Annotated in this window: 30 protein-coding genes and 2 pseudogenes; 10 read left to right on the top strand and 22 right to left on the bottom strand. The window is 35.6% G+C overall.

Going from position 1 to position 25,389, the window contains the following annotated elements; all coding sequences use genetic code 11:
• Positions 1–388: 388 nt before the first annotated feature.
• The 3 genes from yqeH (at position 389) to yqeJ (ending at position 2,639) form a co-directional block, all read left to right on the top strand.
• Positions 389–1,021, top strand: a complete 633-nt coding sequence (yqeH, locus tag AABJ99_RS04835; protein ID WP_064753776.1) for a helix-turn-helix transcriptional regulator — start codon at positions 389–391, stop codon at positions 1,019–1,021.
• A gap of 333 nt (positions 1,022–1,354) precedes the next feature.
• Positions 1,355–2,164, top strand: coding sequence for a winged helix-turn-helix domain-containing protein (gene yqeI, locus AABJ99_RS04830; RefSeq protein WP_001352973.1), 810 nt, complete (start codon positions 1,355–1,357; stop codon positions 2,162–2,164).
• Positions 2,157–2,639 (top strand): protein YqeJ, encoded by a 483-nt coding sequence (gene yqeJ, locus AABJ99_RS04825; RefSeq protein ID WP_000568331.1) that lies wholly within the window; start codon positions 2,157–2,159, stop codon positions 2,637–2,639. The genes yqeI and yqeJ overlap by 8 nt, the downstream gene beginning before the upstream one ends.
• Positions 2,640–2,671: 32 nt before the next feature.
• Here the strand turns inward: yqeJ and AABJ99_RS04820 are convergent, their stop codons facing one another.
• Together AABJ99_RS04820 and yqeK are read right to left on the bottom strand one after the other, a co-directional pair.
• The gene (locus tag AABJ99_RS04820) at positions 2,672–2,752 is read right to left on the bottom strand and encodes a hypothetical protein (RefSeq protein WP_072132081.1); all 81 of its coding nucleotides are present in this window, start codon (positions 2,750–2,752) and stop codon (positions 2,672–2,674) included.
• A gap of 35 nt (positions 2,753–2,787) precedes the next feature.
• Positions 2,788–3,213, bottom strand: a complete 426-nt coding sequence (yqeK, locus tag AABJ99_RS04815; protein WP_000350603.1) for a protein YqeK — start codon at positions 3,211–3,213, stop codon at positions 2,788–2,790.
• A 430-nt stretch (positions 3,214–3,643) separates the two neighbouring features.
• On the opposite strand from yqeK, the gene AABJ99_RS04810 reads away from it, so the two are divergent.
• The 5 genes from AABJ99_RS04810 to AABJ99_RS04790 all read left to right on the top strand — a co-directional run bounded on the left by AABJ99_RS04810 (position 3,644) and on the right by AABJ99_RS04790 (position 7,536).
• The gene (locus AABJ99_RS04810) at positions 3,644–4,135 is read left to right on the top strand and encodes a hypothetical protein (RefSeq protein ID WP_039020558.1); all 492 of its coding nucleotides are present in this window, start codon (positions 3,644–3,646) and stop codon (positions 4,133–4,135) included.
• Between the two features lie 226 nt (positions 4,136–4,361).
• Positions 4,362–4,853, top strand: coding sequence for a tetratricopeptide repeat protein (ygeG, locus tag AABJ99_RS04805; protein WP_000102383.1), 492 nt, complete (start codon positions 4,362–4,364; stop codon positions 4,851–4,853).
• A 334-nt stretch (positions 4,854–5,187) separates the two neighbouring features.
• Positions 5,188–6,564: a HilA family transcriptional regulator YgeH gene (gene ygeH / locus AABJ99_RS04800; RefSeq protein ID WP_039020559.1), complete on the top strand. Its 1,377-nt coding sequence runs from the start codon at positions 5,188–5,190 to the stop codon at positions 6,562–6,564.
• A gap of 166 nt (positions 6,565–6,730) precedes the next feature.
• The gene (locus AABJ99_RS04795; RefSeq protein ID WP_000184104.1) at positions 6,731–6,949 is read left to right on the top strand and encodes a hypothetical protein; all 219 of its coding nucleotides are present in this window, start codon (positions 6,731–6,733) and stop codon (positions 6,947–6,949) included.
• An 83-nt stretch (positions 6,950–7,032) separates the two neighbouring features.
• A complete protein-coding gene (locus AABJ99_RS04790; protein WP_001239196.1) occupies positions 7,033–7,536 on the top strand; it encodes a lytic transglycosylase domain-containing protein in 504 nt (167 codons plus the stop codon).
• Positions 7,537–7,553: 17 nt separating this feature from the next.
• Here AABJ99_RS04790 and AABJ99_RS04785 read toward each other — a convergent pair whose 3' ends face one another.
• From AABJ99_RS04785 to AABJ99_RS04755, 7 genes are all read right to left on the bottom strand, one after another.
• A complete protein-coding gene (locus tag AABJ99_RS04785; protein ID WP_000516283.1) occupies positions 7,554–8,186 on the bottom strand; it encodes a LuxR C-terminal-related transcriptional regulator in 633 nt (210 codons plus the stop codon).
• Between the two features lie 222 nt (positions 8,187–8,408).
• Positions 8,409–9,116: a hypothetical protein gene (locus AABJ99_RS04780; protein ID WP_077782370.1), complete on the bottom strand. Its 708-nt coding sequence runs from the start codon at positions 9,114–9,116 to the stop codon at positions 8,409–8,411.
• Positions 9,058–9,639 (bottom strand): type III secretion apparatus protein OrgA/MxiK, encoded by a 582-nt coding sequence (locus tag AABJ99_RS04775; protein WP_072039593.1) that lies wholly within the window; start codon positions 9,637–9,639, stop codon positions 9,058–9,060. Before AABJ99_RS04775 ends, AABJ99_RS04780 begins: the two co-directional genes overlap by 59 nt.
• A 15-nt stretch (positions 9,640–9,654) precedes the next feature.
• Positions 9,655–10,389: an EscJ/YscJ/HrcJ family type III secretion inner membrane ring protein gene (locus tag AABJ99_RS04770; RefSeq protein ID WP_000875228.1), complete on the bottom strand. Its 735-nt coding sequence runs from the start codon at positions 10,387–10,389 to the stop codon at positions 9,655–9,657.
• Positions 10,386–10,718 carry a type III secretion system inner rod subunit SctI gene (gene sctI, locus AABJ99_RS04765; RefSeq protein WP_000116717.1) on the bottom strand — a complete coding sequence of 111 codons (333 nt, stop codon included), beginning with the start codon at positions 10,716–10,718 and terminating at the stop codon, positions 10,386–10,388. Before sctI ends, AABJ99_RS04770 begins: the two co-directional genes overlap by 4 nt.
• Before the next feature lie 19 nt (positions 10,719–10,737).
• On the bottom strand, positions 10,738–10,977 hold the full coding sequence (locus AABJ99_RS04760) for a type III secretion system needle complex protein (protein WP_000796272.1): 240 nt from the start codon (positions 10,975–10,977) through the stop codon (positions 10,738–10,740).
• A gap of 13 nt (positions 10,978–10,990) precedes the next feature.
• A complete protein-coding gene (locus AABJ99_RS04755) occupies positions 10,991–12,172 on the bottom strand; it encodes a PrgH/EprH family type III secretion apparatus protein (RefSeq protein ID WP_001354949.1) in 1,182 nt (393 codons plus the stop codon).
• Between the two features lie 258 nt (positions 12,173–12,430).
• Between AABJ99_RS04755 and AABJ99_RS04750 the strand changes: the two genes are divergently transcribed.
• Entirely contained in the window at positions 12,431–12,931 is a 501-nt protein-coding gene (locus AABJ99_RS04750; protein ID WP_001195865.1) for a helix-turn-helix transcriptional regulator, read from the top strand.
• Between the two features lies 1 nt (position 12,932).
• A complete protein-coding gene (locus AABJ99_RS04745) occupies positions 12,933–13,226 on the top strand; it encodes an invasion protein (protein ID WP_000060687.1) in 294 nt (97 codons plus the stop codon).
• Positions 13,227–13,295: 69 nt separating this feature from the next.
• Here AABJ99_RS04745 and AABJ99_RS04740 read toward each other — a convergent pair whose 3' ends face one another.
• From AABJ99_RS04740 to AABJ99_RS04680, 13 genes and pseudogenes are all read right to left on the bottom strand, one after another.
• Positions 13,296–14,408 (bottom strand): EscU/YscU/HrcU family type III secretion system export apparatus switch protein, encoded by a 1,113-nt coding sequence (locus tag AABJ99_RS04740; RefSeq protein ID WP_001284723.1) that lies wholly within the window; start codon positions 14,406–14,408, stop codon positions 13,296–13,298.
• A gap of 8 nt (positions 14,409–14,416) precedes the next feature.
• Complete coding sequence (gene sctT / locus AABJ99_RS04735; RefSeq protein WP_039020562.1) at positions 14,417–15,184, bottom strand: type III secretion system export apparatus subunit SctT; 768 nt, start codon at positions 15,182–15,184, stop codon at positions 14,417–14,419.
• A gap of 1 nt (position 15,185) precedes the next feature.
• Positions 15,186–15,446 (bottom strand): EscS/YscS/HrcS family type III secretion system export apparatus protein, encoded by a 261-nt coding sequence (locus AABJ99_RS04730; RefSeq protein WP_000341004.1) that lies wholly within the window; start codon positions 15,444–15,446, stop codon positions 15,186–15,188.
• 9 nt (positions 15,447–15,455) lie between these two features.
• A complete protein-coding gene (locus AABJ99_RS04725) occupies positions 15,456–16,121 on the bottom strand; it encodes an EscR/YscR/HrcR family type III secretion system export apparatus protein (protein WP_000071537.1) in 666 nt (221 codons plus the stop codon).
• A pseudogene (locus AABJ99_RS04720) lies at positions 16,111–17,098 on the bottom strand (YscQ/HrcQ family type III secretion apparatus protein). The gene AABJ99_RS04725 and the pseudogene AABJ99_RS04720 overlap by 11 nt, the downstream one beginning before the upstream one ends.
• Positions 17,058–17,405, bottom strand: a complete 348-nt coding sequence (locus AABJ99_RS04715; RefSeq protein WP_235841544.1) for a type III secretion system needle length determinant, SpaN/EivJ family — start codon at positions 17,403–17,405, stop codon at positions 17,058–17,060. The pseudogene AABJ99_RS04720 and the gene AABJ99_RS04715 overlap by 41 nt, the downstream one beginning before the upstream one ends.
• A 297-nt stretch (positions 17,406–17,702) precedes the next feature.
• Positions 17,703–17,933 (bottom strand): annotated as a pseudogene (locus AABJ99_RS04710) (type III secretion system needle length determinant, SpaN/EivJ family); the annotation flags it as partial.
• Positions 17,911–18,369, bottom strand: a complete 459-nt coding sequence (locus AABJ99_RS04705; RefSeq protein ID WP_001354951.1) for a type III secretion protein — start codon at positions 18,367–18,369, stop codon at positions 17,911–17,913. The pseudogene AABJ99_RS04710 and the gene AABJ99_RS04705, both read right to left, overlap by 23 nt.
• A complete protein-coding gene (sctN, locus tag AABJ99_RS04700; RefSeq protein WP_000734320.1) occupies positions 18,359–19,651 on the bottom strand; it encodes a type III secretion system ATPase SctN in 1,293 nt (430 codons plus the stop codon). The genes AABJ99_RS04705 and sctN overlap by 11 nt, the downstream gene beginning before the upstream one ends.
• A 31-nt stretch (positions 19,652–19,682) precedes the next feature.
• Positions 19,683–21,743, bottom strand: coding sequence for an EscV/YscV/HrcV family type III secretion system export apparatus protein (locus AABJ99_RS04695; protein ID WP_338387509.1), 2,061 nt, complete (start codon positions 21,741–21,743; stop codon positions 19,683–19,685).
• Positions 21,736–22,881 carry a YopN/LcrE/InvE/MxiC type III secretion system gatekeeper gene (locus AABJ99_RS04690; RefSeq protein WP_160523587.1) on the bottom strand — a complete coding sequence of 382 codons (1,146 nt, stop codon included), beginning with the start codon at positions 22,879–22,881 and terminating at the stop codon, positions 21,736–21,738. Before AABJ99_RS04690 ends, AABJ99_RS04695 begins: the two co-directional genes overlap by 8 nt.
• Positions 22,882–22,885: 4 nt before the next feature.
• A complete protein-coding gene (gene sctC, locus AABJ99_RS04685) occupies positions 22,886–24,589 on the bottom strand; it encodes a type III secretion system outer membrane ring subunit SctC (RefSeq protein WP_338387508.1) in 1,704 nt (567 codons plus the stop codon).
• The gene (locus AABJ99_RS04680) at positions 24,586–25,335 is read right to left on the bottom strand and encodes a helix-turn-helix domain-containing protein (protein WP_000568778.1); all 750 of its coding nucleotides are present in this window, start codon (positions 25,333–25,335) and stop codon (positions 24,586–24,588) included. The genes sctC and AABJ99_RS04680 overlap by 4 nt, the downstream gene beginning before the upstream one ends.
• Positions 25,336–25,389 lie beyond the last annotated feature (54 nt).

The following is a 25,389-nucleotide window of genomic DNA, read 5'->3' as shown; positions in this document are numbered from 1 at the left end:
TATTCCGCTCTATCACTTCTCTCGTCATATCCTAATATTATCAGTTAGTTAAACACACAAAGAGATCTGAACATCTTAAATAAGACTATTTAAGATGCATAACTTAGATTCGCAAGATATCTTCTGGTCATTCAAAAACAATTTGCGATATAGATATTCTCATACCATGAGATAGTTATCTGAACCACCATCAACCAGGTAAGATTAAATCAGTGAAACATAATCATATTTAATAACGAGAAATGCATTTTTAAATGCTTTACTCAGAATTATAGCAAATACAGATTAATCGCAATTTTTCCCAGCAAAATTACAAAATCATGGTGTATTGACATCATCAATAACCAATGAAATTATGCAATTATATACGGATAGGGAGGTTCTTAACATGGGGCTTTGTAGTCGTTATAAAAGTCTTACATGCAATAGTTGCTCAATGCATTGCCAAATAATGCCAGAAGAGTCACCGCGTTTGCAGTATTGCGCAAACTCGTGTTTTTGTATGTGGCCCGAAGAAAGTTCATATTTTAATCGTGGTGTGGTGGAAGGTATCTTAACAAAAAACCACAATGCGAGATTAAGCGGATATATTTTTGTCGATTTTTCAGTAAGTTTTTTACGTCTATTCCTTCAAAAAGACTGGATTGACTATCTTGCAAGTACTGACATGGGGATTGTTTTAGTCAGCGACCGCAATATGCAATCGTTAGCTAACTACTGGCGAAAACACAACTCTGCAATATCTGCTGTCATATATAATGATGATGGTCTTGATGTTGCCAATGAAAAGATCAGACAACTATTTATTGGTCGTTATTTATCATTTACCAGAGGGAACACATTAACTCAGATGGAATTCACCATAATGGGGTATATGGTTTCTGGTTATAACCCATATCAGATTGCTGAAGTTCTGGATATGGATATCCGTAGCATCTACGCGTACAAGCAACGAATCGAAAAGAGAATGGGTGGTAAAATAAACGAGTTATTTATTCGTTCACATTCGGTCCAACATTGATACTCAACAATCTGCCAGAATCATACTCTGCTTATACGGGCATCTATTGAAATGCCCGTATTTTATAAATAAGCAGTAACCCCAAGAGTAAACAACATGGTATTTAAAACCATCACACGAAAAATTCAGAAGCATTACGAAATATGAATTTACAAACAATAGTGGCGTAAATGTTAATCATGTTAATTTACGTAAAGTTTTACGTTGCGACATTAAAGCCTCATTTCAATCATTATGATAAATATAAAATTAATATATATTTATGCCGTAAATACCAATATACTTAGCAAACTATGTGATTTCCATTTCGATTGATTTAGTGTCTATTGACGTATGTACTGGATTATTAACGATAATATCGAGTTCTGGCCTGAGCACCGAAAATTAATATCGGTACATAACGCCGATCTTAACGTCGTTCTGACAACGCCAGCCAGTCGTTGTTTATCACTTCTACTTGAAGCTTTTCCTGATGTGGTTGCACAACAAGATTTTTTCACCAGAGTCTGGGAAGAAGAAGGTATGCGTGTGCCAACTAACACGTTATATCAGAACATATCCATTATCAGACGCGGATTTCGCGCTGTTGGTGATACCACCCACTCGCTTATTGCAACCGTGCCGAGAAGAGGATTCAAGATTCATAATGACATTAACATACAAAATCATGCAATAAACTCTTCAACAGACGCACATACACACAATACCCCACCTGCCGTAAAAGGTAATGCGGAGTACAAAGAGAGCATTGGTAGCGCAAACAATTTCAATAACAAAATCCTCAAACATATAAAAAGTTATCTAATTATGTTGAGCATATTTGCTATAGGCGTATATTCTGCACATTGGCTATGGAATAATAATCAACCGAAGCCATTCTTCAAGGATTACAAGACTGTTGCGGAAATTAATGGCTGCCATTTTAATGTGACAGAAGATACAATTGATGGGTTGAAAGAGTTCGATAAATATAAGACACGGATACTGGATTCGGGGATTAACTGTAAAAAATATCCGTGGTTATACTTCCCTCTTGCAAAATCCTCACCAAGGATGATTGTTATGGCATGCAATAAAAACTATAACCAACATGAAGTGGCAGGCTGTTTAACCCTATCTTACCGTGAGGTTAATCGTGATTGATTATAAAAAAAACTTATTATTTATTTTAGTTTTTATCAGTGGGTTTATTCTCTTCATTGTTTACTCTTATACTGCAGAAAAAATGATATATAATGAAACATGCACTGCAAATTGGGTAATCTTTAATGACAAGGGGCGAGCAAATCTTACCATCGACTTTATGTACAACCAAAAAAATAAAACAGGAACTGTTGCGTTGAGCGGAACCTGGCAACAAGGTAACAGAGAAAGTAAATCAATACGGCGAAATATTGAATACACATGGATTGAAAACTATGACACAGCCCATTTAACATCAAAGAAAGTTAATAAATTTGAGATCATGGATCAAGTCGATGATGATAGACTTGCAGAACTTATTCCTGATTTTTATGTCTTTCCAGAAAAAAGTGTAAGCTATAATATACTAAAGCAAGGTAAGCATGCTTTTATTTTGAGTATTGGTAACAGAGCAATCATGCATTGTGCAAGGTAAACTTAAATAGATAACAAAAAGATGGAACCTCGTTAATCATAAAACAATAAAATTAAATATGCTTGTAGTATATGCCAGTATAAAGCATCAAAGTTTTGATCAACATCTTTCATTTTAGACATCACCTTGCAATGTAAAATATCATGTATCAACAACATCTGGTGCAAATCCATGAGTCGAACTCAACATTCATCTTAGCTCTATTATTATTCCTTCGTACAGTCGATGTAAACAATACAGAAAGAGGATTATTAAGAACCAGTTTACTTAGTGAATCAATAGAGGAAAGGACTAACGTTTCTTTAAAAGAATTGATTTCATCATCTGTTAAACTAAACTCATCATTGACAGATCGTGAGATATAACTGTTTTTAACTTTACTCTTTACGTTGACTTTACTGACAGAATTAACATTCACATATCTTGAATTTAGTGCCCATGATGTTGTTTGCGTGAGAACCTTCTCAGCATTAAGGAATTTTTTTAACGGAATCCTTGGTTTCTTTTTCGAGTCCGAATTTACAATATCATGCATATAGACCATTTCATGAATCTGCGAAAACTCAATGTCCATTATATACCTCACATTTTTACCGTGACTCGATGTTACTTTTCAATAATCACCTTCCATCAATACTAAATTTAATACCCCTAATGTGCCGATAACAAATATAGTCATTCTACGTAACGTCTCCATAAGGTGATAACCTTGATCAAATGAATTTCAAAAATAATAAAAGGAAATCTTTTGAGATGTTTGTCACGAATAAAGCTATTTATGTTACCAATATCATTTCGAGTGTGCACACTATCTATCTGTTTTTTCAGGATATAAAAAATAACATGTAAGTTATGTAAATTGCCGATGCTACTAAGTAACATTATGGTAAAAAAAGTAAAAATGAGCGATTTTTGATAGAACAAAGCATTAGAAAAGGTGATATTTGACATTATCAGAAGCTGCGAATTCGGATTTTGCTCTAATCAAATGAGAGAAATGTAAAATGAAGCCACGAAATATTAATAATAGCCTACCACTGCAACCATTAGTTCCTGATCAGGAGAACAAAAATAAGAAAAATGAAGAGAAATTCGTGAATCCAGTTAAAATTACGATGAGGTCTGGTTTAAATTATATTGAACAAGAATCTCTTGGAGGAAAATATCTAACACATGATTTGTCAATAAAGATAGCGGATATTTCTGAAGAAATAATTCAGCAAGCAATATTATCTGCTATGAGCATATATAAATTTCCGATAACAGATGATTTAATGAGTATGGCTACAAATGAACTCATAAAACTGGCCAAAATAGAGAATAATTTAGACCTGAATAAATTCTCTACTATATGCACCGATGTACTATCCCCCCTCGTCATCAGACATAATAAAGAAAAAAAACCAGACGACTTACTACCCTTCGCAAAAATCCCCTTTTTAATTTTCATCGAAAAAATGGAAATTGATAATATGAATCAAGGTCATGCATATTAAGGCATTTATGAAATATCGTAAATAAGATAACTAATAAGGTGAATATTAGCAAAACAACTAATGACATTATTGGTTTATAGTGGTCAGTATTTTTACTAATAATGAACCAATATACCCATAAGCAATGCAAGCTTAAAACTCATAATTCAAAAAAGATAAATACATAAAAATTAATGAGTCAATCAATAATAATTTAGCATCACGAAACACATCACAGAGGAATATTATGAGCACAGATACACTTGAAATATTCAATAACAGTGATGAATGGGCAAGTCAACTAAAACACGCATTATCGCAAGGAGAAAATCTGGCATTACTACATGGATTGACTCCTGATATCCTTGATAGAATATATGCATATGCATTCGACTACCATGAAAAAGGTAATATAACGGACGCAGAAATTTATTATAAATTTCTGTGCATTTATGCGTTCGAAAATCATGAATATCTAAAAGGTTTTGCATCAGTATGCCAGTCAAAAAAGAAATATCAACAAGCATATGACCTTTACAAACTAAGTTACAATTACTCCCCGTATGATGACTATTCAGTTATTTATCGTATGGGTCAATGTCAAATTGGGGCTAAAAATATCGATAACGCAATGCAATGTTTCTATCATATTATTAACAATTGTGAGGATGAAAGTGTTAAGAGCAAAGCGCAGGCATATATTGAACTCTTAACTGATAATTCAGAAGATAATGGCTAAGCATTACAATCTTTTGGTTAAAATTGCTGGTTATAGTGCAGTTAACCACTATGACCAGCTTCTCTTATGTTTTCTTAAATCAACATCTTAAAACAGTTAAGAACACACTATAAATTATTATTTTTCAACGCGTTAGAGAACAATCTATTTTATCAAAATTGAATAAGGCTATTTCAGATTACATCACTGAATTCCTAAGATAAATTAGTGAACACAACCATAGATATGTCGAATGTAAACTCCTATAGCATTAATGACACATAAATATGAATAGCCACTATTCCTATTGCTTATGCAGGATGCAAGAAACCAATTTTTTCATAGAGGTTAACTAATGGACTTAGAAAATAAATTCTCATATCATTTTCTTGAGGGATTAACGCTCACGGAAGATGGAATTCTTACTCAAGGAAATGAGCAAATTTATATTCCACCGAAAGAGTTAGGAGTATTGATCGTATTACTTGAATCCGCTGGTCATGTTGTCCTGAAAGATATGATCATCGAATCAGTATGGAAAAATATTATTGTAAGTGACGAGTCCCTGACAAGATGTATCTATTCTTTGCGCTGCATTTTTGAAAAAATTGGCTATGATCGTTGCATAGAAACAATCTACCGGAAAGGTTATCGTTTCAGTGGACAGGTTTTCAAAACTAGAATAAATGAAGATAACACTTCAGACTATTCCATAGCTATATTTCCTTTCACCACTTCATTGAATACCCTGGATCCATTAATACTTAATCAGGAATTAGTGCAAAACATTTCAAATAAAAAAATCGAGGGCCTTTATACCTATCCGATGGCTGCGACAAATTTTTGTAATGATCACATATCGCAAAATTCATTTTTGAGAAGATTCAAGCCAGATTATTTCGTTACAGGAAGAATAAACCAGAATAACGCGGTGAAAACTTTATACATTGAACTGATCGACGCTAAAAATCTTTTCCTCATCGCCAGTAATCATCTTCCTGTTGATGAACTACATAACACATCACAATTTATTATAGATAATATCCTTCAAACGGTACATAATCCAGAGCGTTCTGTAAGATTAGCTAAACCGGATCAAGGTTACAAGAATCATTATTTATCAGATGAACTGTTGGCTGGTAAGAAAGAACTTTACGAGTTTACTCCTGAAAGCATTTACAGGGCTATGACTATATTTGATGGATTACAAAATAAAAGTGATATACAGACGCTAAAAACAGAATGTTATTGTCTGCTAGCGGAATGCCATATGTCTTTGGCACTTCATGGAAAATATGAACTTGAACTTGCTGCTCAAAAAGCATTAGAGCTTTTACATTATGTATCAGACATAACCAATGTCGATGGAAAAATTTTAGCTATTATGGGACTGATAACTGGCCTGTCTGGACAAGCAAAAGTATCTCATATCTTATTTGAACAGGCTAAGATACACACAACTGATATAGCCTCTCTCTACTACTATAGAGCACTTGTCAACTTTCATAATGAAAGAATTGAAGAGGCAAGGATTTGTATAGACAAATCACTACAACTCGAACCCAGAAGACGAAAAGCAGTTGTGATAAAAGAGTGTGTAGATATGTATGTGCCTAACCCGCTCAAAAGCAACATGAAACTCTACTATAAAGAAACTTCGAGTGAAAGCCATCGAGTTATAATTGACAACATTTTGAAACTAAAGCAACTGACGAGAATTTGTATGCGATAAATCTTTATTGTCGCAATTTTATTGTTTAGATGTATGCAGCTAGTTATTTAAACAGCAGAGATGAAAATATCTAAGATATTTACCTTATTGCAATATATATCAAATACTCTAGATTAAAAAGTATTGTGTATAGGCTATTGGCCTGGACAAATAAAAAGGGAATTTTATGACTAATCCAATCAACATGAATAATTTTTCTCAAAGTTTAAATATAGCAACTGCAACGGGTGATGAAGTAGTTTCATTAGATAAACACATCACCACCAGTGCTACTGATACAGATCAAATACAAGCATTTATAGTTTCAACATGGATGGCATCTTTTCAAAATGATATGTATTCGAAAGATAATCCTATCTCTCCTTACTATGAACTGGAATGGTAGACAATTGACCACTTAAATGTTTAACGAGATACTGATTATATTAGTATCTCGTTCCTTTCCTTCAATCCTACACATAAAAATATATGCGCTTACCCAAAGTTAAAATCTTATCCATCTTCATATTTTCTATATTAATTACAAAAATGTCTTTCGCCAGTAGCGCTTGCTTTAATGAAGCAGGATCAATTTTCAGAATCGAACCAAATTTGATCAAAGCTATCGCTCTTGTTGAAAGTAATTTAAAAAATGATAGCATCGGCAAGAACAGGGATAAGAAAAACAATATAAAGAGTTTTGATTATGGTTTAATGCAGATAAACCAGATGCACATTCCCATGTTAAAAAAACGTGGAATAATAAAAGATGAACGAGATTTGTTAGATAACCCCTGTCTGAACATTAAAATAGGGACCGAGATTTTATATAATCATTTTTCACGTTGTGGGGTAACGTGGCAATGTCTGGGGACTTATAACGCGGGTTTTGCAATGGAAAACCAAAAAAAGAGGCTGCAATATGCAAAAAAAATATATGTTGTATATACCAGACTTAATGAAATAGACAAGCGTAAGGCTTTAGCAAAATGAGCCTAAAGCCTCTTTTTTTATATAGTGCAAACACCCATACGTAAAGCTGTTTTGATCAACTCGATACCACTGTGAACATCTAATTTCTTCATGATATTGAGTCTATGAGTTTCGACTGTTTTCCTGCTTAACTGCAAGAAATTAGCGATTTCTTTGTTTGTTTTTCCATCAGCTATGAGTTGTAGTATTTCAGACTCACGATTTGTAAGTTGATTATCAGAGGAATATCTTGAAGATATTTTTTCACAATCCATATGTACACTATCAAAATAAGTGTAACCATTACTAATCGAATCAATAGCGCGATTTAGTTTCGCCGGGTGACTGGTTTTCCATACGCATCCTTTCGCACCGGCTTCAAGCAATTTTATTGAATCAATATACGGCATTTTTGCTACAAATGTAATAATATGAGCATCTATTTTATGCGATTTAACCCATTTTATGAGTTCGGACCCCATCATTCCACCTGCAAATTCTCCTAAAATAAATATTTGGGCTGCAGATTTGTTACACTCCGCTATAGCTTTCTTCAGATCTTTATAGCCCCCAACAACCTCATATAAATCGGGATAATGTCCGAGAAATCCAATTATCCCATCAATCATAAACGGCTGCTGATCTGAAACTACAATTTTTATCTTTCCCATATATTCATCCTGAGTGTAAATGCTATAACGCATTCATTTATAATCATCTCTTCCATTATTATTATAAGCAAAATCCAAAGAATACATTGATGAAATAATAATGAAATATAATTAAAAATAAAATTTTTGTGTAAGCAAAATAAGACCAGTGTTGAAAAATCATTAGGCGTTTAAAATATTAGAATTAGATTATATTCAAGTCATTAAACCGGAGACAGTGATCTATAAGTCCTCTGGGTTCGTCAAATCAGAGTTATTCATAGCCAAAGAATCTATTTCACACATTCTTTCAACTAAATAATGTCTGGCATGTTCACAGATTTCATTAACCTTATCAGGGGAAAAACAGTGATTGCTAATTAAATATTGCTCACAATTATCCACAAATTCCTGCGGAGTAAATTCAGCAATAAATTGATCTGTAAAAAAAATAAAACGTTTGTCATCATGATATGAAATATGGACATTCCATATTGACTTGTCGACAAAATATGACTCTACTTCAATAGACTTATCTTTGAAACTGGTAGGTATATAGAGATTTAAAGGGCCTGATATTGACGGTAATTTTGTTACCCAACTTTCAAAAAGTTTGATAAAAACTTCAACTTCCTCTGAAGATTTTAACAATATGCTCTTCAGATCGTTTATCATGTTTATTCTGTTTTTTTCTAATTCTGAGCTCAGCAAACTTATCAAGGGTATAAAATTATCCATCACATCAATAATGCCTTTCGCATACCCATCATAATAACCTTGAATAACTTTTTCTTCTCTCTTTTCCTCAATACTCTGAATTTTTGCGGTGGTTTCAAGAAGGATCTGTTCTTTTAGAGAGACTATTTCTTTCAATCCATCAGAAATTATTCTTTTAATCACAACACCATTTGCAGGAGAGTTTATCAAGCTCATCTCTATTTTTTTTCGCATAAAATGTAATTCTCTCCAAAAGAGTAGACGCAAGTGGTAACGGCAATTGTATGTGGTCAACAAAATCAGGAAATAATAAATTAAATCGTTGCTGCATTGCCAACGGTTGTTGCCTTACATAGGGCAACAACGTTGAAAAACCACATGTGATGATATTCTGATAGTTAACGATGCCAGGTTTATATCGTGCCTTTTCATTTATTTCCACCGGTATCGCTGATAAATAATTCCTTAGCACATCAGGAACCTTGTAAAAAAATCCCCGTTCTGCAAACCTTTCTCGATAAAAGTGACAACCACTGAGTAAACAGATCAATGGAAATAATTTCCAATTGTTTATGTAGTAAATAAGTGAACTATTCAGACTGAAATGCTCAACTGCAAGATTGTACTGTAGGAGTATCATTTCATTGGTAATAGATCTAAGTACCGGATTGCTAATACGTGCATTATTCAAACTTACTCGTTGAGGATGAATATAACTAATTGGATCATATATAATCTTTCTTAGGGCAAGATTCATAACGTTCTCATATGTCTACTTATTTTTTAACCTGATTAAATTAGTTAGAATAGCCCTGTACTTCCATAACAGCCAGCAAGTCGCAATGGACATTAATGCAAGTAAGATAGAAACCGGCATAGTCTTATCATAAGCAAAAACAGGTTCGTTAATTTCATATGTTGGTGCTTGTTCAATAATATCTCTTCGTTTTGACAATACGACTGAAATATTCTCATATTGTACGCTTGCAAAGCTATTAACAATAAATCTCTTAATGTCATTTATTTTTATTTCTGGATTGATATCTTTTTCATATACAGCAAGTACAGAAATATGAATTGGTAGAGCAGTTTTGCCACTATCACCTGTATCAACATCGTAACTAACATGTACTCTTGAAGAAACAATGCCATCCATAATTTTGAGAGATTGCTCTAAACGCTGTTCAATAGCAGAATACAATCTTGCTTTTTCCGCTCGTGGAGAGGAAACGAGTGCATCTGCAGGGAACATCTGCGATATTTGAATATCAGGCTTACCCGGGAGATTGTAGATTTTTAGCCAATCCACCGCAGAAGCAAAATCCGTTGGTTCTACATAGATTGAAAATCCAGTTTTGCCTTGATCCTTCTTCTCAGCATTAATATTATGTCTTTGTAAAACAGCAAGGACATCATTAGCTTGCTGTTGATCAAGATGGTTCAGTAATTCCTGCTGCTTGCAACCGCACAACAGCAGGATAAACAAGAATAATGATATATATTTCATGAGCGAGTCAACGTCTCAACTGCAGCGACAATTTTTCTTGCTAATGTTCCCACCAATGAAACCTCGACATTATAATTAAGCACATGATCCTGCAAGACTAATAATTTTTCAGGAGTTAACCCCTTTTTATCAGACCTTAATGCTTGTAACGCATTTTGCTGCCAATTTTCAGTTTGTACCGCATAGTTAGCAAAAGCGGAGATCATTTTATCATCCGGGTTATCAAGATTGAGAACCCGGTCATTTAAATCAATAACTTTCGCTTGCTGTATTTCATGAGCAGTTGATTGCTCAGCTCTATCAATAGGTGGCATATTGCTTACTGACATAATAAAATCCTTATCCAGTTTAGCGGAAGTTTTGTATGATTGCCGAATCAAGATCTTTATACGCTTTTACAACGTTAGATTGCGCATTTCGATATAATGTATACTCAGCTAATGCACTCTGATATTCGGCAAGGAATTTCGGGTCGGAAGGATTGGTTGCTAAATCCTCCAACGCCTTTTCAACTTGTTGGTTAAGATCATCAACGCCCTGATCAAATTGTTTGCTGATATCCATAATATAACCATTCCAATCTGCCATAAGTCCTCCTCAATTATTCCTGAAATGTCCACTTGCTACCTTGAGACTTCTCGAATCGGTTATCTCCGTAGCTAAATGAACTATTGTTTGTGTCCTGATTTTTCAAATTCACATTAAATCTTACATATTGTTTACCCCATTGTTTATAATATTCGTCAACATAATTATTAATTTTATTTAATTCACTGTCGCTTAACGTACCAATGATATTGAAATATACATTGTTAGCTGTTTTATATTTTTCATAAGAAAGACCTATTGCCGACAATGTTTCAATTGCCTGACTTTCCAATACATTATCATCTAATACCGCAATACTTATATTGCTGGCATATGGCATAGTTTGCAGTAATCCTTTAATAAGATTATCGATTAGTTGCTGTGTGATAGCATTCCGTTGCTTACTCACTGTCAGTCTTGGATTACTGGCATCTAATAGCTGTAATTTAAAATATTGTAGATCTGGGAAATTATCAGCAAGCCATGAAAAAATTCGTATCGATTCATCATCAGGATTTATCACCCGTACTGGCTTTCCTGGTTGATTTTTTTCCAGTGCTTGTTTGACCCAGACAGCTTCATCCAAACTATTGGTATTGATATAGATGACATGATCCCTACCATATAAAATTTCATAATTTCTATTTTTGTTTACAAGAATTTTATCGATATGTCTCAGCTGCGGATCATTACTGGCATTAACAATATAAAAAGCTATAAAAATGATAGCAAAAAGAAAAAATAGCGTTACATATTTAAACAGCGTACTACTAAAGAAATGTTGTCTTGTTGAAGTAATGTTATTTTCAACAATACCTGGTATTGAATACTGCCAAACTTCATTTTTTCCTTTTACAGCAAATTTGAGGCCTAAAACTTCTATTTGCTGATTCAATGTTAACGTTCTATCTTCAGGTTCTTGTGCTGTTAATTCTCTGATTGTTACAACCAGATCAGGGTCGGTAGTGATTATTACCTCAAAACTGCCTGTAAGCTCTCCATAAGGAATGACTATCGTATTCTCTGGTAACTCAGAAAAAGAATCACTTCTTCCTAACGAAACATCATTACCAACGATAACGAGTACACGCCCATTAAGTATTTCATACTCGCATCCATTCAATGGTCCGCTCAATAAACGGATGGCATAAGATTCCAATAAGTCTTGTGATAAGAATTTATCATTATTTCCCATGAATACCACCCGCTAATTCCATAAGCTCTAGTTTAGAGTAGTGTAACAAGACGGAAATTTCATGACCAAATTATGATGACACACAATAAAAAGATTATAATTTTCGAGAACCATTTTAAATGCCTACATACATAACTTTATTTGCAATTTAAGGTATTCACCCTATTCCCTCATTGATATGCAAATATAACAATTACCATTATTTTAAATTTTACACGTAATATTTACCCTAAATGATTTTAGAGTGCAGGTTGGCATATGCAAGTCTTTTCCAGTGATGTCTACTTCACTGTAGGCACTAATGCATTATTAGCATCGCAAAAGGAATATTACAGCGATTTGGTTGCGTTGGTTGATCTTGGACATTCGTTCGTTGTTATTGATGAGCACCAACATCGAAATCTCAAACCAAATACAGAACCTGTAAACACCCTTTTGAGCAACAATTTCATCAGGATCAATAAGAATATTACATTATCTGATTTAACGCATTTCCTGGTTTCGAATCTTCATACACAAAATGTGTATTCCACTCAAGAACCACTTACCCATGATGAGATAGATATCCTGCGGTTATGTGTTTCTTATTCGTTAAAACAAATAGCCATTATCAAAGGAATTGATTATAAAACAGTATCATATCACAAAATAAGAGCCCTAAATAAACTTAACATAAAAGGTACTGTTGAGTTGTTTATAGCACTCTGTGAATGGGATAAACATTATTTTAAACTCCAATCTTGCATAAGAGAAAGTTGATATGTCATTAGTAAGATATAATAGTAAAATCATAATAACTGTCGCACTGATATCGTTGCTCTCTGCATGCACCAGAGAAAATTCATTAAAGGATACTCAGAATAAAAGAAGTGGCGAATCTCAAGCGATAGTAGATGCAAGACAGTTCTTTAGCGAACACCCGGAATATATATCATCAGCAGAACTAGAGCAGAAACTATATCGCGAATTTGCACAGGTTACGACTGTTCCAGCTTATAAAGAGATGAGTATGTATCAATTGCTTGTCATTTCGCAAGATCGTTTAACACATTAAATAAGAATCTACACGCTTTTTGCGTGTAGATTCTTATAAATTTCCGACTATGATAGATGATTAATTTTTTTAATTATTGTCTTTATTCTCACTTTTTGTGTCTTCACCTTCTTTGAATTTATCTTCTGAGGGGAGCAGTTCATCTGGAATAGGTTGTCCAGCATTCTCCACATCTTCAAGCCACAGCAGAAGACGCAAGATCTCATCTATATTTTCGAAGCTAACATAATCGTAGCGACGATGGGTAGCATAAATTTTTCGTGCTAATTTTTTATCTGTAATAATTGGTATTCCGATTTCTTTTGCATATTTCCTTACGGCCAATGCGACCTCATTAGTTTCTCTTACAGAAATCAAAGGTATAGGTGACAGATGTGGCTTAAAGTATATCCCTATGGCAATGTGCGTAGGGTTGGCAATCATCAGACGGCTATTACTGACATCAGATTTCAATTGCTCTGACAGAATTTCTTGATGGCGTTCTCTGCGTTTAGACTTAATTTCTGGATTTCCTTCTTGTTCCTTGTATTCTCTTTTAACTTCTTGTTTATCCATTTTCATATCTTTCATAAATAAAAAATACTCAGCGATAAAATCAAATATTAGAACAATTATCATACTGCCGAGACAATATAGTATGAGAAGGAATAGCATCTCTCCCCAATCTGATAATAAAGATATGATATCTCCATCAAGAGTTTTAAAAAGCAGTGATTTATGGTTACTCCAAAATACTTTGATCGCCAATGCAAAAAAAATAATATAAAGTATTGCTTTGACAAATTCTTTTACGGTTTTTAAGCCAAATATACGTTTTAAGCCATTTACTGGATTTAATGAATCAAACTTAAACTTAATAGCTTCAGTTGCTAATTGCATTTTACTTTGAAACCATGAGACAAGTATTGTTGTAAACATGCAAACCAGCAAAAAAGGAATGATCGTTTTCAACCAACCTATCCCCATAGCTTTAAAATAGTCCCAAATATCCGGTTTAGCGTTATGATCAAGGATGTATTCAAGAATCGACATAATATGATGCACATCAAATACATATCCGAGATATAAAGTACCCACAAGCATTATTACAGAGACTGTTAAGTCTCTACTTTTTAGAATTTGCCCTTTTTTAGAAGCATCCTGGAGTTTCTTTTGTGTTGGCTTTTCAGTTTTATTTGCCATGAAACACTCTATTTATCAATGTATAATTGCAATTGTTCTGGGAAAAAGGATAACGGCATAACTCGTTCAGCCAGTATTGGGCCAAAATAAATAATTAATATTAAAAATGCCAGCGCACTTTTGACAGTCAGTGAGATGGCAAAAGCATTTAGTTGTGAAGCATAGCGTGCCAGCAATCCCAGGACAGCTTCACCGCCCAGCATAACCGCAATCACGGGGCTTGCGTAAACGATAGTATGAGTCATTATATTATTAATATATGAGAATAAAGGCTCTAATTTAGGAAAATTAAAATTTCCTGAAGGCCATAAGTTATAACTTTGCCATAGAGTCTCCAGAATAAAGTTCAATCCACCGTTGGTAAGATAAACTGCTGCAGAGAAAAGGTTAAATAATCTTGCTAATTCCGATGTATCGACACCTGTAGCCGGATCCAAAGTACTACTTAACGTTGCACCACGTTGGTTATCGATAAAGCTGCCTATAGCAAGGAAAATCCAAAATGGGGATGCTAATAAGCAAGCAATAAACAACCCTATAATAATTTCTCTGACAGCAAACAAAGCGATATCTATTTCATTTAGGGTAGATAATTCATAGTGGTAATGCTGAACTAATGCACATGATACCACTATTATTATTGGATGGCGGACTACTGTTGGTATATTCCCACTGGCGAAAAATGGTAACAAATAGAAAGTTGGTGCCAATCGGCAAAAACCGAGCGCTGTAGCAGCCAGCAGACTATGCAACTGATAGAGTATCGCCTCCCCCATGCTATCCTCTCGCGAATGCTAAATTAAGCATTTCGATACCAAACGAATATAATTTTTCACCATACCATCCGCTCATTAAAAAAAAGCAAATACTTACGCACAATAATTTGACGCCAAATGGCAAAGTCTGTTCTTGCAACTGTGTTACCGTTTGAAAAAGCCCTACCAATAAACCAACAAATGTCGCAACTGCAATAGGTCCTGCAGACATAACTAAAATCAGATACAGCGCCCTATTCCCCGCAAAAACAATGTCGTCCATATTTTTTCCTCAGGGATTAATGGATAGGTCAAAATATTGTAAAATGAGTCCTTTCGATAACATTGTCCAACCGTCCATCGCGACAAACAGAATTAATTTTATCGGTGTAGATATGGTTACCGGACTCATCATCATCATACCTAACGTTAACAGAACGCTGGATATAACCAGATCAACTACAACAAAGGGTAAATAGATATAGAAACCTATAATAAATGCACTTTTTATCTCACTCAATGCATATGCCGGGAGTAACGAGAAAATTGAAATATTCTCATCATCGATTATCTCTTCATTGTCTTCAGAACTATTCACCTTCTGAATCTTTTCAAAAAAGCTAACCAACTCCGGTTCAGAATATTTTATCAAATATGATTTATAACCACTCATGCCTGTCTCAACAAAATTAACAACCGACGCTACATTATTGAATGAAAGATTCTCATTCTGACTGTTATTATATATTTCCTTCCCAACCGGCATCATTACGAACATTGACAATAGCAAAGCTACCCCATTAAGTGTCATATTTGATGGCACTTGCTGAAGTCCCAGTGCGTTTCGGACAATAACAAAAACAATCGAGAATTTAATAAAACATGTCCCGGATGCTATTATAAACGGTAATAGTGTAAATAATGATAATATGGCTATCAGCGAAATGCTATTTGACATTATTATTCCCTGATAACCAAGAATGAATTTCTACGCCCAATTTATCATCCACTTCAACAAGTTCGCCATAGCCAGTTAGCGCGCCATTTACACGTATCTCTATATTTTTCTCAGCTTCAGGAAGCAAAGATATAATTCTTTTTGCACAGAGATCGTCTATTTCATATAGATTCATTATTTTCTTTCCAAGAACAAACTCAATTTTTACAGGCAAGTCTTCAAAACTATTAATCTGCTGATAGTCATTTTCATCATTAATCTCGATTTCGCTTTTTTTGATATCAAAGTCATCTGTTTCAAAATCTTCCTCGTACTCAAAATGATCAGCCATTTTTAACTCCTCTGGATAAATTAAGTCACAAATCTTTGTATTATAAATAACCGCATAAGCAAAATTATCTGAAATTAATAAAACATCACCAACTTCAATATCAACAATGGTTCTATAACATGTTTTACTAAATCCAATTACAAAATGAATGGGCCAATATAATGTTTTTTTGTCTAGCGTTAGAGCGTTTTCGTATTGGCAGACCGTGACTTTATCTAACCAAACATTTAATTCCCCTGTCCATATTCTTATTAGTGGTTGAGCTGGACTCAATACTCCATCAAATACTTTACCTACACACAAACGATTATATTTTAGTTCAGGATACTTTAGATTTAACGGGGAACTGGATAAACTGAGCCATTCCACTATTAACCTTTCCGTTTCTGGCATTAAAGCCATCCCAGCGAGCTCGGCAGAAATTAAGGGAAATATTTCTCGAAGTAACACCCATCCAGACCAGCTGCCGCTCTCTTCTGCTATCGGTAGCCATTTGGCGCTAAATTCGGGCATTAATAACGCAACATCTTCACCATTTTCTTTCCAGTTTTGAAAAGTGGTTTCAAAGGAATGAGTGTTTCCATTTACTTTTCTCAGACCGAACATTAACTTTCGTCCTTCTGATCGTTTTCGAATTTACCTTCATTTTCTTGCTCATCATGGGGCTGATGTCGTTGTCCTTGTCGTTCATCTTGCTCAGTCAATACCCAACGTTGTGCTGTAACATCATTGTGTTGGGCTTCATGGAGTCTGTCGGAGACAAGTGCGTCAGATGGTTTTAGTCGTATCCCTTCACTACTTTCCAGAATCCGGACTGTATGATTTTGTCCCCAACGCTGAAACTGATATGTCAATTCATTTTCTGGTACATTGGCACTATTAACAGAATTATTTATATCATTCTGATTGAGCGTATTAACATTCCTTTGTTTTTCGATATGTTGAGTAAACATGGTTCTGTTATCAGCAAACCTTCTTTCGTTAGTAATGTCTAATAAATGGGCCTGCGGTCCATTTATTTTGTCTCCATCGCGGTATTTTTTTTCACGATCTTTATTATTACTGTTTTTTTGATCTGTGATGAACTCTGTATGGCTACCATTATGGATTTTTTCCTTAATTTTTATCGTGTTATCAGATAGTTCAGAACTAATACCCTGACCTCGAGAAGTCATATTGAGAATTTTCTTTGTAGAAAATTGCTCTGTTCCATTTGTTTGCAAAGAAAGAGATGGATTCCTGTCAACCTGGAGAGACGATTTGTTGTCAATAGACTTCATTTGCCCATTCTTTTTCCCCAACGTAGAAAATTGGCTATCCTGAGTCTGACGTAATAACTGGAGAATGGTTCCAGCGACAATCTCACTCATTTCTTTATTTTTTTTGTTTTTCTTTAAGAAACTGTCTAAATACGCAGCAGAATTCTCGGATGTGTCTGTGTTTAAATTTTTATAATGTTCAATTTTCTTGACTTCGTCCATTATATTTCTCCTCCTGTTCAAGCTCGTCTTGATAAAGCATCTGATTTAAAAGTTGTTTTTTTATGCGCTTCTTTAGTAGATCGTACTTTTCTCCTTTTAGCCACCAGTGTTTTCTTTGTGCTTGCTGTTGAACTATTTCCTTGTTAAGTATTTTTCGCCGCTCTGCTATTTTTTGCTTTTCAAGATTTATCTCAGCGATCTGCTGCTGAATGACTGCAACTTTACGTAACGAGTAAAATATATCCTGGCGAAATACTACTTCGCCGAGTAACTCCTTCATATCTAACAGTGACTGTAGGTTTTTAAGTTGCATATCATACAGGCGTTCCTTTTCGACTAACTTTTCTTTTTCTGCATTTAACTTTTGTAATGATGCTTCACATGCAGCCAGGCTCTGCGCTGTTCTTCTGATAAGTCGATTAACTTTACTTAACAATTCGTTCAAGCTCTTTTAGCGTTTCACTCATTGGCATTTTTTCATTAACTGACTGTTTTAACCAATTTGTGAGTTTAGGCCGGGCATTCATGGCAAAATCATTTTCAGCATTTTGCCCAGCGCGATATTCCCCTAAATCAATAAACACCTGTAGATCTTCCAAAGTGGTGAGGATCTTCCTTACCCGTGCAGCATTATCTCTGTGTTTTTCATCAGTGACCTGACCAAATACTCGACTCACACTTTTTAGAACATCTATTGCCGGATAATGACCTTGCCCAGCGAGTTTGCGACTTAGATAGATATGGCCATCAAGGATTGAGCGAATTTCATCCCCCAGTGGGTCTGATTCATCCTCCCCCTCCAGTAATACGGTATAAAAGGCAGTAATACTTCCTTTTAGTGTTGGTCCCGGCCTCTCCAGTAAGCGAGGTAAGCTGTCAAAAACAGAAGCAGGATAACCACGTCTGGCAGGTGGTTCACCCGCTGCCAGCTTCATATCGCGTAGTGCTCGTGCATAGCGCGTCATTGAGTCGATAAAAAGTACAACTCTCTTTCCTCGATCTCTAAAATACTCTGCCACGGTTGTCGCCATCAGGGCGGCATTACACCGATCTACTGACGAAAAATCAGAGGTGGCATAAACCAAAACACATTTTGCTGCATTTACTGATTTTTTCAGCGATTCCGCGCATTCCGTAACTTCCCTTCCACGTTCGCCAATCAAGCCAATAACAAACACATCAGCTTCAGTGTTGTTTACAAGCATATGCATTAAAACCGTTTTGCCACAGCCAGCCGATGCGAAAATCCCAACACGTTGACCAATGCCACATGTCAGTACGCCATCAATGACTCTTATCCGTGTCTCTAGTGGTGTATTAATAACTCGACGTTCCTGATACGACGGTGGCAGTTCATCAATCAGGCGTAAATTTCCCCTATCCCCTGGAGTGACCGGGACAAACCTTTCCATAATTTGACCAGAAGCATTCAAAACTGAACCAAGAAAGGCATCACTGATCTGTATGGTTAACTGCTCTCCCGTTGGTTTCAATACTGCAGTACGTGTAAGCCCCACAGAGCTGCCTATAAGGTTTAATAATGTCTTTCCATTGCGAAAGCCAACGACCTGAGCCCTGGCTATACGTTCATTTGCTTGCCAGCTCGCATAAATTTCGCATACTTCGCCCACTGAAACGTCGTCAAGCTCTGCTTCAATCAGCGAGCCGTTTATGCTATGTAAGTAGCTGTATTTATTTAATAGTTTTAATTTTTTCATACCAGCATGCTCCATATCTCAAGACATTATCCTAAATAGTTTTCAGAATATTAACGGGAACATTTTCCGTTAGTTCCCCGTACGAAAGTACTTCGAGGTCTCGATAACTAGATTCAATAAGTTTTTTGATAAAACGACGAATATCCACAGATCCCAGTAAAATAATGTCTTTAATTGGAATATTGATTCCAGAAAGTGCCAGTTTAAAATTATCCAGAATCATCTCAGCTTCGGATGCATCGAGATTAAGAAAAGTACCGCCAGCGGTAGGCCTGACACCATCTCTGATTCTGTCCTCTATTTCAGGCGAAATCACAATTGCTTTAATTTCTCCAGAATATGAAAACTTATGGCAAATGTAGCGACCTAATGCACCTCGTACATGCTCGACGAGTGTGATTATATCTTTCTCGCGTGGGCTCCATAATGCTAAAGCCTCCATAACTAAACGCATATTGCGCACTGAAATTCGCTCCTGGATCAGACGCTGAATTACCTCTGAAATGCGCTGCACGGTTATATATCTTAATATTTCTTTTAATAGATCAGGATACTTCATCTCTAATTGATCAAGAATATATTTGGTTTCTTGTATACCAAAATACTCATTAATATTATGAGCCAGACATACAGATAAATGATTGTACATTTCATCCATGGCCGTGCGAGTATAACAGCCAATTTTTGTTAATTTTTGGGCATCACTTTTTGTAACCCAATAATATTGTTCACCATTACTATTTACGATGACAGGTTTCTTGATCAAAGTCGAAACCACTTCATCTGAATATTCAACCAACAAGACAAGATCATGATAAATTTTAAATTGCGAGGCTCTGACTTCATTTAGCATTAATATGACATCTTCATCATTAAGGCCTTCCCCCTCGCGAATGACAATACCGGGAATACGGATATCATACTCAATAAAAAACTGACTACGAATCCTATCAGCAAGATTGATTTCAGTGTATTTTTTAGCCTGTACACTATTCATAATCAAAACCAAAGGTACCGTTTCGGTAATAACCTGATCAAGTTTATTAATAATACCTAATGAAATATCATCATCCTGATTATAGGGTTCCAACCCAACGGTGATATCTCCCTCAACAACCGTTTCTTCAACCCCTTTCTTTTTAAATTTAAAGTAAAAATAAATTCCTAAGATTACTGCCAAACATAAAAACACAAGAAGGGGAAAACCTGGAAGCAACCCAATACTCAGCGCGAGGACACATGTCACAATAATGACAAAAGAATTACTTAATAACTGGGACATTATATTTTGCCCCATATTATCACTATCGCCATTCACGCGCGTTACGATAAACCCTGCGCTAATAGCAATTAATAAAGCTGGAATTTGAGAAACAAGACCATCACCGACGGTAAGAATTGTGTAGACGGTCAACGCTGTCGAGAAATCCATTCCATTTTGGCCTACTCCTACTGATAGCCCACCGATAATATTAACAAAGATAATAATGATGTTTGCAATAGCATCACCTTTGATAAATTTCATCGCACCATCAAAGGAACCATACAGCTGACTCTCTCGTTCTAATACGCTACGACGTTCTTTTGCTAAATCTGCATCAATGATCCCGGCGCGTAGATCGGCGTCAATACTCATTTGTTTACCTGGCATACCGTCAAGCGAAAAGCGGGCAGCAACTTCAGCCACACGTTCCGAACCTTTAGTAATCACGATAAACTGAACAATAGTAACAATGGAGAAAATAACAAAACCAACTACCAGGCTATCTCCAATAACGAATTCACCAAAACTCGTTATAATTTCTCCGGCGTCCGCCTCAAGAAGTATAAGTCGACTGGTACTGATCGCCAGCGCCAAACGAAATAACGTTGTGATGAGGAGAATTGATGGGAATGAAGAAAAACTTAAGATCCTATCAACATAGAATGATCCTAAAAACACAAGTATTGCCAATGTTAAGTTCAGCCCAATCAAAAAATCGATTAAGTAAGTGGGCAATGGAATTATGAGCATGGCGATAATCATCACCATTAATCCAAGAATTATTAATTCTGGATGACTCCTTAACCCTATCAAAACTTTGTTAAACATTGAACATTACCTTCTTCCATGGTTTTTTATTTTGTTTTTTATTACTGTTTTGTGTATCAAAGAGCTCTACTGCAAATGTTACTTTTATTGCCTGTTTACAACACTCCCTAATCTCTAATAATTGTTCATTATTAATAAAAAGTGAAAATGGAAGATTTGTACATCCGCTGTAAATCGCCTTCAGGAGTAACGTTTTGTCTTTATAATTAGCATCTGCGGGTAGGGTTACCAGTGCATTTTTCAGGAGTTCCTCTGCAGTCTCAGGGAATTTTATTAACGATATCAGAAAAAATATCCAGTAATCTTCTGCGCTAATAAATTTTTTAATTATTGGGTTATTCATTAAAGTTTTCAGAAATAAAGCCTCTGCCGACTGAAGAGACAATAGTTGTGACAACTTATTGAGAAACATACCAAATTCCAATGATGAACAACTCGCATCAAGTGCATTTATATCTGAGAAAAGCGTCTCTTTGATAAATTTTGTCACTAGCATTCTATTTTGATAGCCATAACTACCAATCCATTCTACATAAGTATCTACAGCATCGTCTTCTGCCATTAAAAATTGTCGATAACTTGCCCTTAGTAATTTTGGATTTAATGACAACGCCTGGCCAAATAACTTTGCTTTTAATGCCGAGTTAATGCCACTATTAATGAATTTTTTAGTAGTCTCTTGATTAACTTTTCTAAGTAATGCTTCAGCGTTTATCCGCACATTTTCAGATATTTGTTTTTTACGTAAAATTGCACGTAATACAACCACCAGATCGCTTTCATCTGGAAATAATTTTTTAGCAAAGCTATACACTTCATAGTCATGGGTAGTTGCTGCCTTAAGCGCCTCCATGACTTTATCGGTTTTTTCTATTGGCTGATCTTCCAGGACATATTCTTCTCCGTCCAGAAAGTTGGCCAGTTGTTCTTCGTAGATTTTTTTCTTCATAAACTGCGTTAACGCTGCTGACATCTCGTCAGTAGCTTGTAAGAATCGAGCTTCTTTACCGGCGGGATCATCTCCCATTTTAGGCATTTCAGCTTCAATATCTTCATTATCTTCTGTGATAATGTCCTCTAAGCGAGAAACTTCTCTGGCTCTTTCTAATACACCGACATGCTCTACATGAATCGCCATTTCACTATCCTCCGACGACTTCACGATTCAAGTAAGTTTTTATCCATTTCTGCAGTAATTCATCGTTGATTTCTTTATTTTTTGCCATTTGCTGTGTTATTGCTCTGGCGTCAACCGCAGCCTCATTCGCATTATTCATCATGCGCTCATCGATCTCTCTTGGCTCAATAAGAAAGACACGAACGATGTTATTCGCATTTGTTCCTTCATATCCAAATAATTTACCAATAAATGGAATACTGCCTAATATTGGGATCTTGCGACTTTCATAGGTATTCGTATCTCGTGTATATCCACCAATCAAAAGACTTTTCCCTTGAGGCACGCGCGCAATAGTACTTATAAGCGTTCTACCAACCTGAGGCAGATCATCAACATTGGTCTTGTCGGAATTGATTTCATTGCCATCTTCAATATTCAAGAGTAATTCAATTTGATTTCGCGAAGCAAATCGTGGTAGCACGCTAATCATCGTACCATAGGTTACTTCATCCAACTCCGCAGTACGCTCGCCGACTAATTTAGTATAGAAAGTACGGTTATTATCAAATATAGCAGGAATATTCTCCTGTGTTAAAACGACAGGACGAGCAACAACGGCGGCTCTTCTTTTTTGCGCAAGTGCCTGTATTGTTGCAATAAACTGTGTCCCATCCAGGGTACTAATTGAACCTGAATTATTAAATGATGCACTTAGGCTGGATCCAATTTTTATCGTGCCCGACCAGTCAGCTCCTAACTGTTCTAGATCAGTCTTATCAATATCTATTATCCATAAAGATAATTCAATATGTCGCTTTGGAATATCGAGCGTAGCTACTAACTTCTCGATAAAATCAACCTGAGATACTGTTCCTTTAACAAGTAAACTGTTGGTATCAGGATATGCAATAATTTGTATATCGTCAGTCTCTGGCGCTCCAGCTGTCGATATTATTTTCTCTACTTGTAGGTCATCATCTTCTTCAGCACCAGGAAAAGGAGGCATACGTGATACGTTTTTTAGTTGTTGACGACTTGAAATTTCAGAAAGTACGTTAACCCCAGTGCTTTGCTTAATGTTATTATTTAACAACGTCGATAGTACTTTTGCCATGCCAGGAATAACTATCTTTTCGCCACGTAATTCATAAGTCCGGTCATTAACGAATGTGTTGACCAGGTGAATAATACCTACTTTATTGCGTCCGATCTCAATGCCATCACTGTTTTGCTCCATTAATTTTGCAGCATTAACGACCAGGTCAACATAAACCGGTGGCCCAGATACATAGAAAGTACCATTGCCGCCCCCTTTAATTTCATAACGAGAGTTATACAGACCCGATTTTTTTAAAAAATTATTAAGCTCATTCGTCGATACCTTTCTCAGATTAATCAGCGCATTACGCATCTCTGATGAGTCATAGATATAAATAGCTTTGCCATCATCGTACCAAATAAGTCCCATCTGCGCCGACAGGCGGTCAATCAAGGCATAGGGTTCGGTTAAATCAAAATTTCCGCTGATCTGTTTCTTCATGGCAAGCTTACTTACTATTGTAGGCTTACCCGCATATGATGAAACCGTTTCAAAAAAACTACGTAGATTTTCTTTATTTGCTACGTATCCATTCGCTGCTGCGGCATATGCACCAGGAGTCAATAATCCATTAAAAATGCATAAGGCTGAAATTAATATAATAGTAATACGTAATTTTATTTTCATAACTTTTTACATAGTTCTCTCGGTGTTTTTCCTAACCGGCTTTTTACTTCGGCTGAAAAGTGTGATGAGGATGAGTAGCCATATTTATGCGCAATAGTTGTCATATCACTGTTTCCTTCAATGATTTCCAACACGGCTCTGGCAACTCTCCAGCCACATAATTCCGTTTTAACTTTACCACCCAATGCATAACTACATAAACGGCGAAAATGTGAATACGATACGCCGTAAAGCTCACCAAGATCATAGAGTGAAGTCTGTATGAGCGATTGCGATAATAAATAGCGAACCAGTTTATAGCATTCTGTTTTTCTTAGATGCTGAAACAGAATTTCATTAATATTATCGCTGCTCAGATAAGTGGCTAAAAACCAGGCTTCACTTGCAACTTTACTGAATAGCACAACTTCTGATGCAAAGGGCAAGGCATCAGCAAACAAGTCATGGTGTTCCCTTTCCACACTCCCCGTTGATTCATCTATAAAAGCTAATAATTTACTCAGGATATCAATGCGAAGTGGATGATAAATTACTTTCCCTGCAGTTACCTCAATTTGGCTTCGGTCAATGAGCAGTAATATGTCTTCCACTACCATTAATTTTTGATGGTTATTACCAATCGTAATAACAAGGGTTACATCCTTGTTTTCATTTCCCCGTAAGAACCACATTTCAGGGTCCAGTAGGGTTAACTTCTGTCCTTGAAGCAAAACATTCATTGGAAGTAACAGCCCTTCTTCAATCATGTTTCATCTCCTTATTCCATATTCTCATTCTCCATAAACTTGCAATAAAAACAT

Origin of the sequence: Escherichia coli (assembly GCF_036503815.1) — a bacterium.
GTDB classification, from domain to species: Bacteria; Pseudomonadota; Gammaproteobacteria; order Enterobacterales; family Enterobacteriaceae; genus Escherichia; species Escherichia coli_F.
This window is presented reverse-complemented; position numbering and strand designations above follow the sequence as displayed.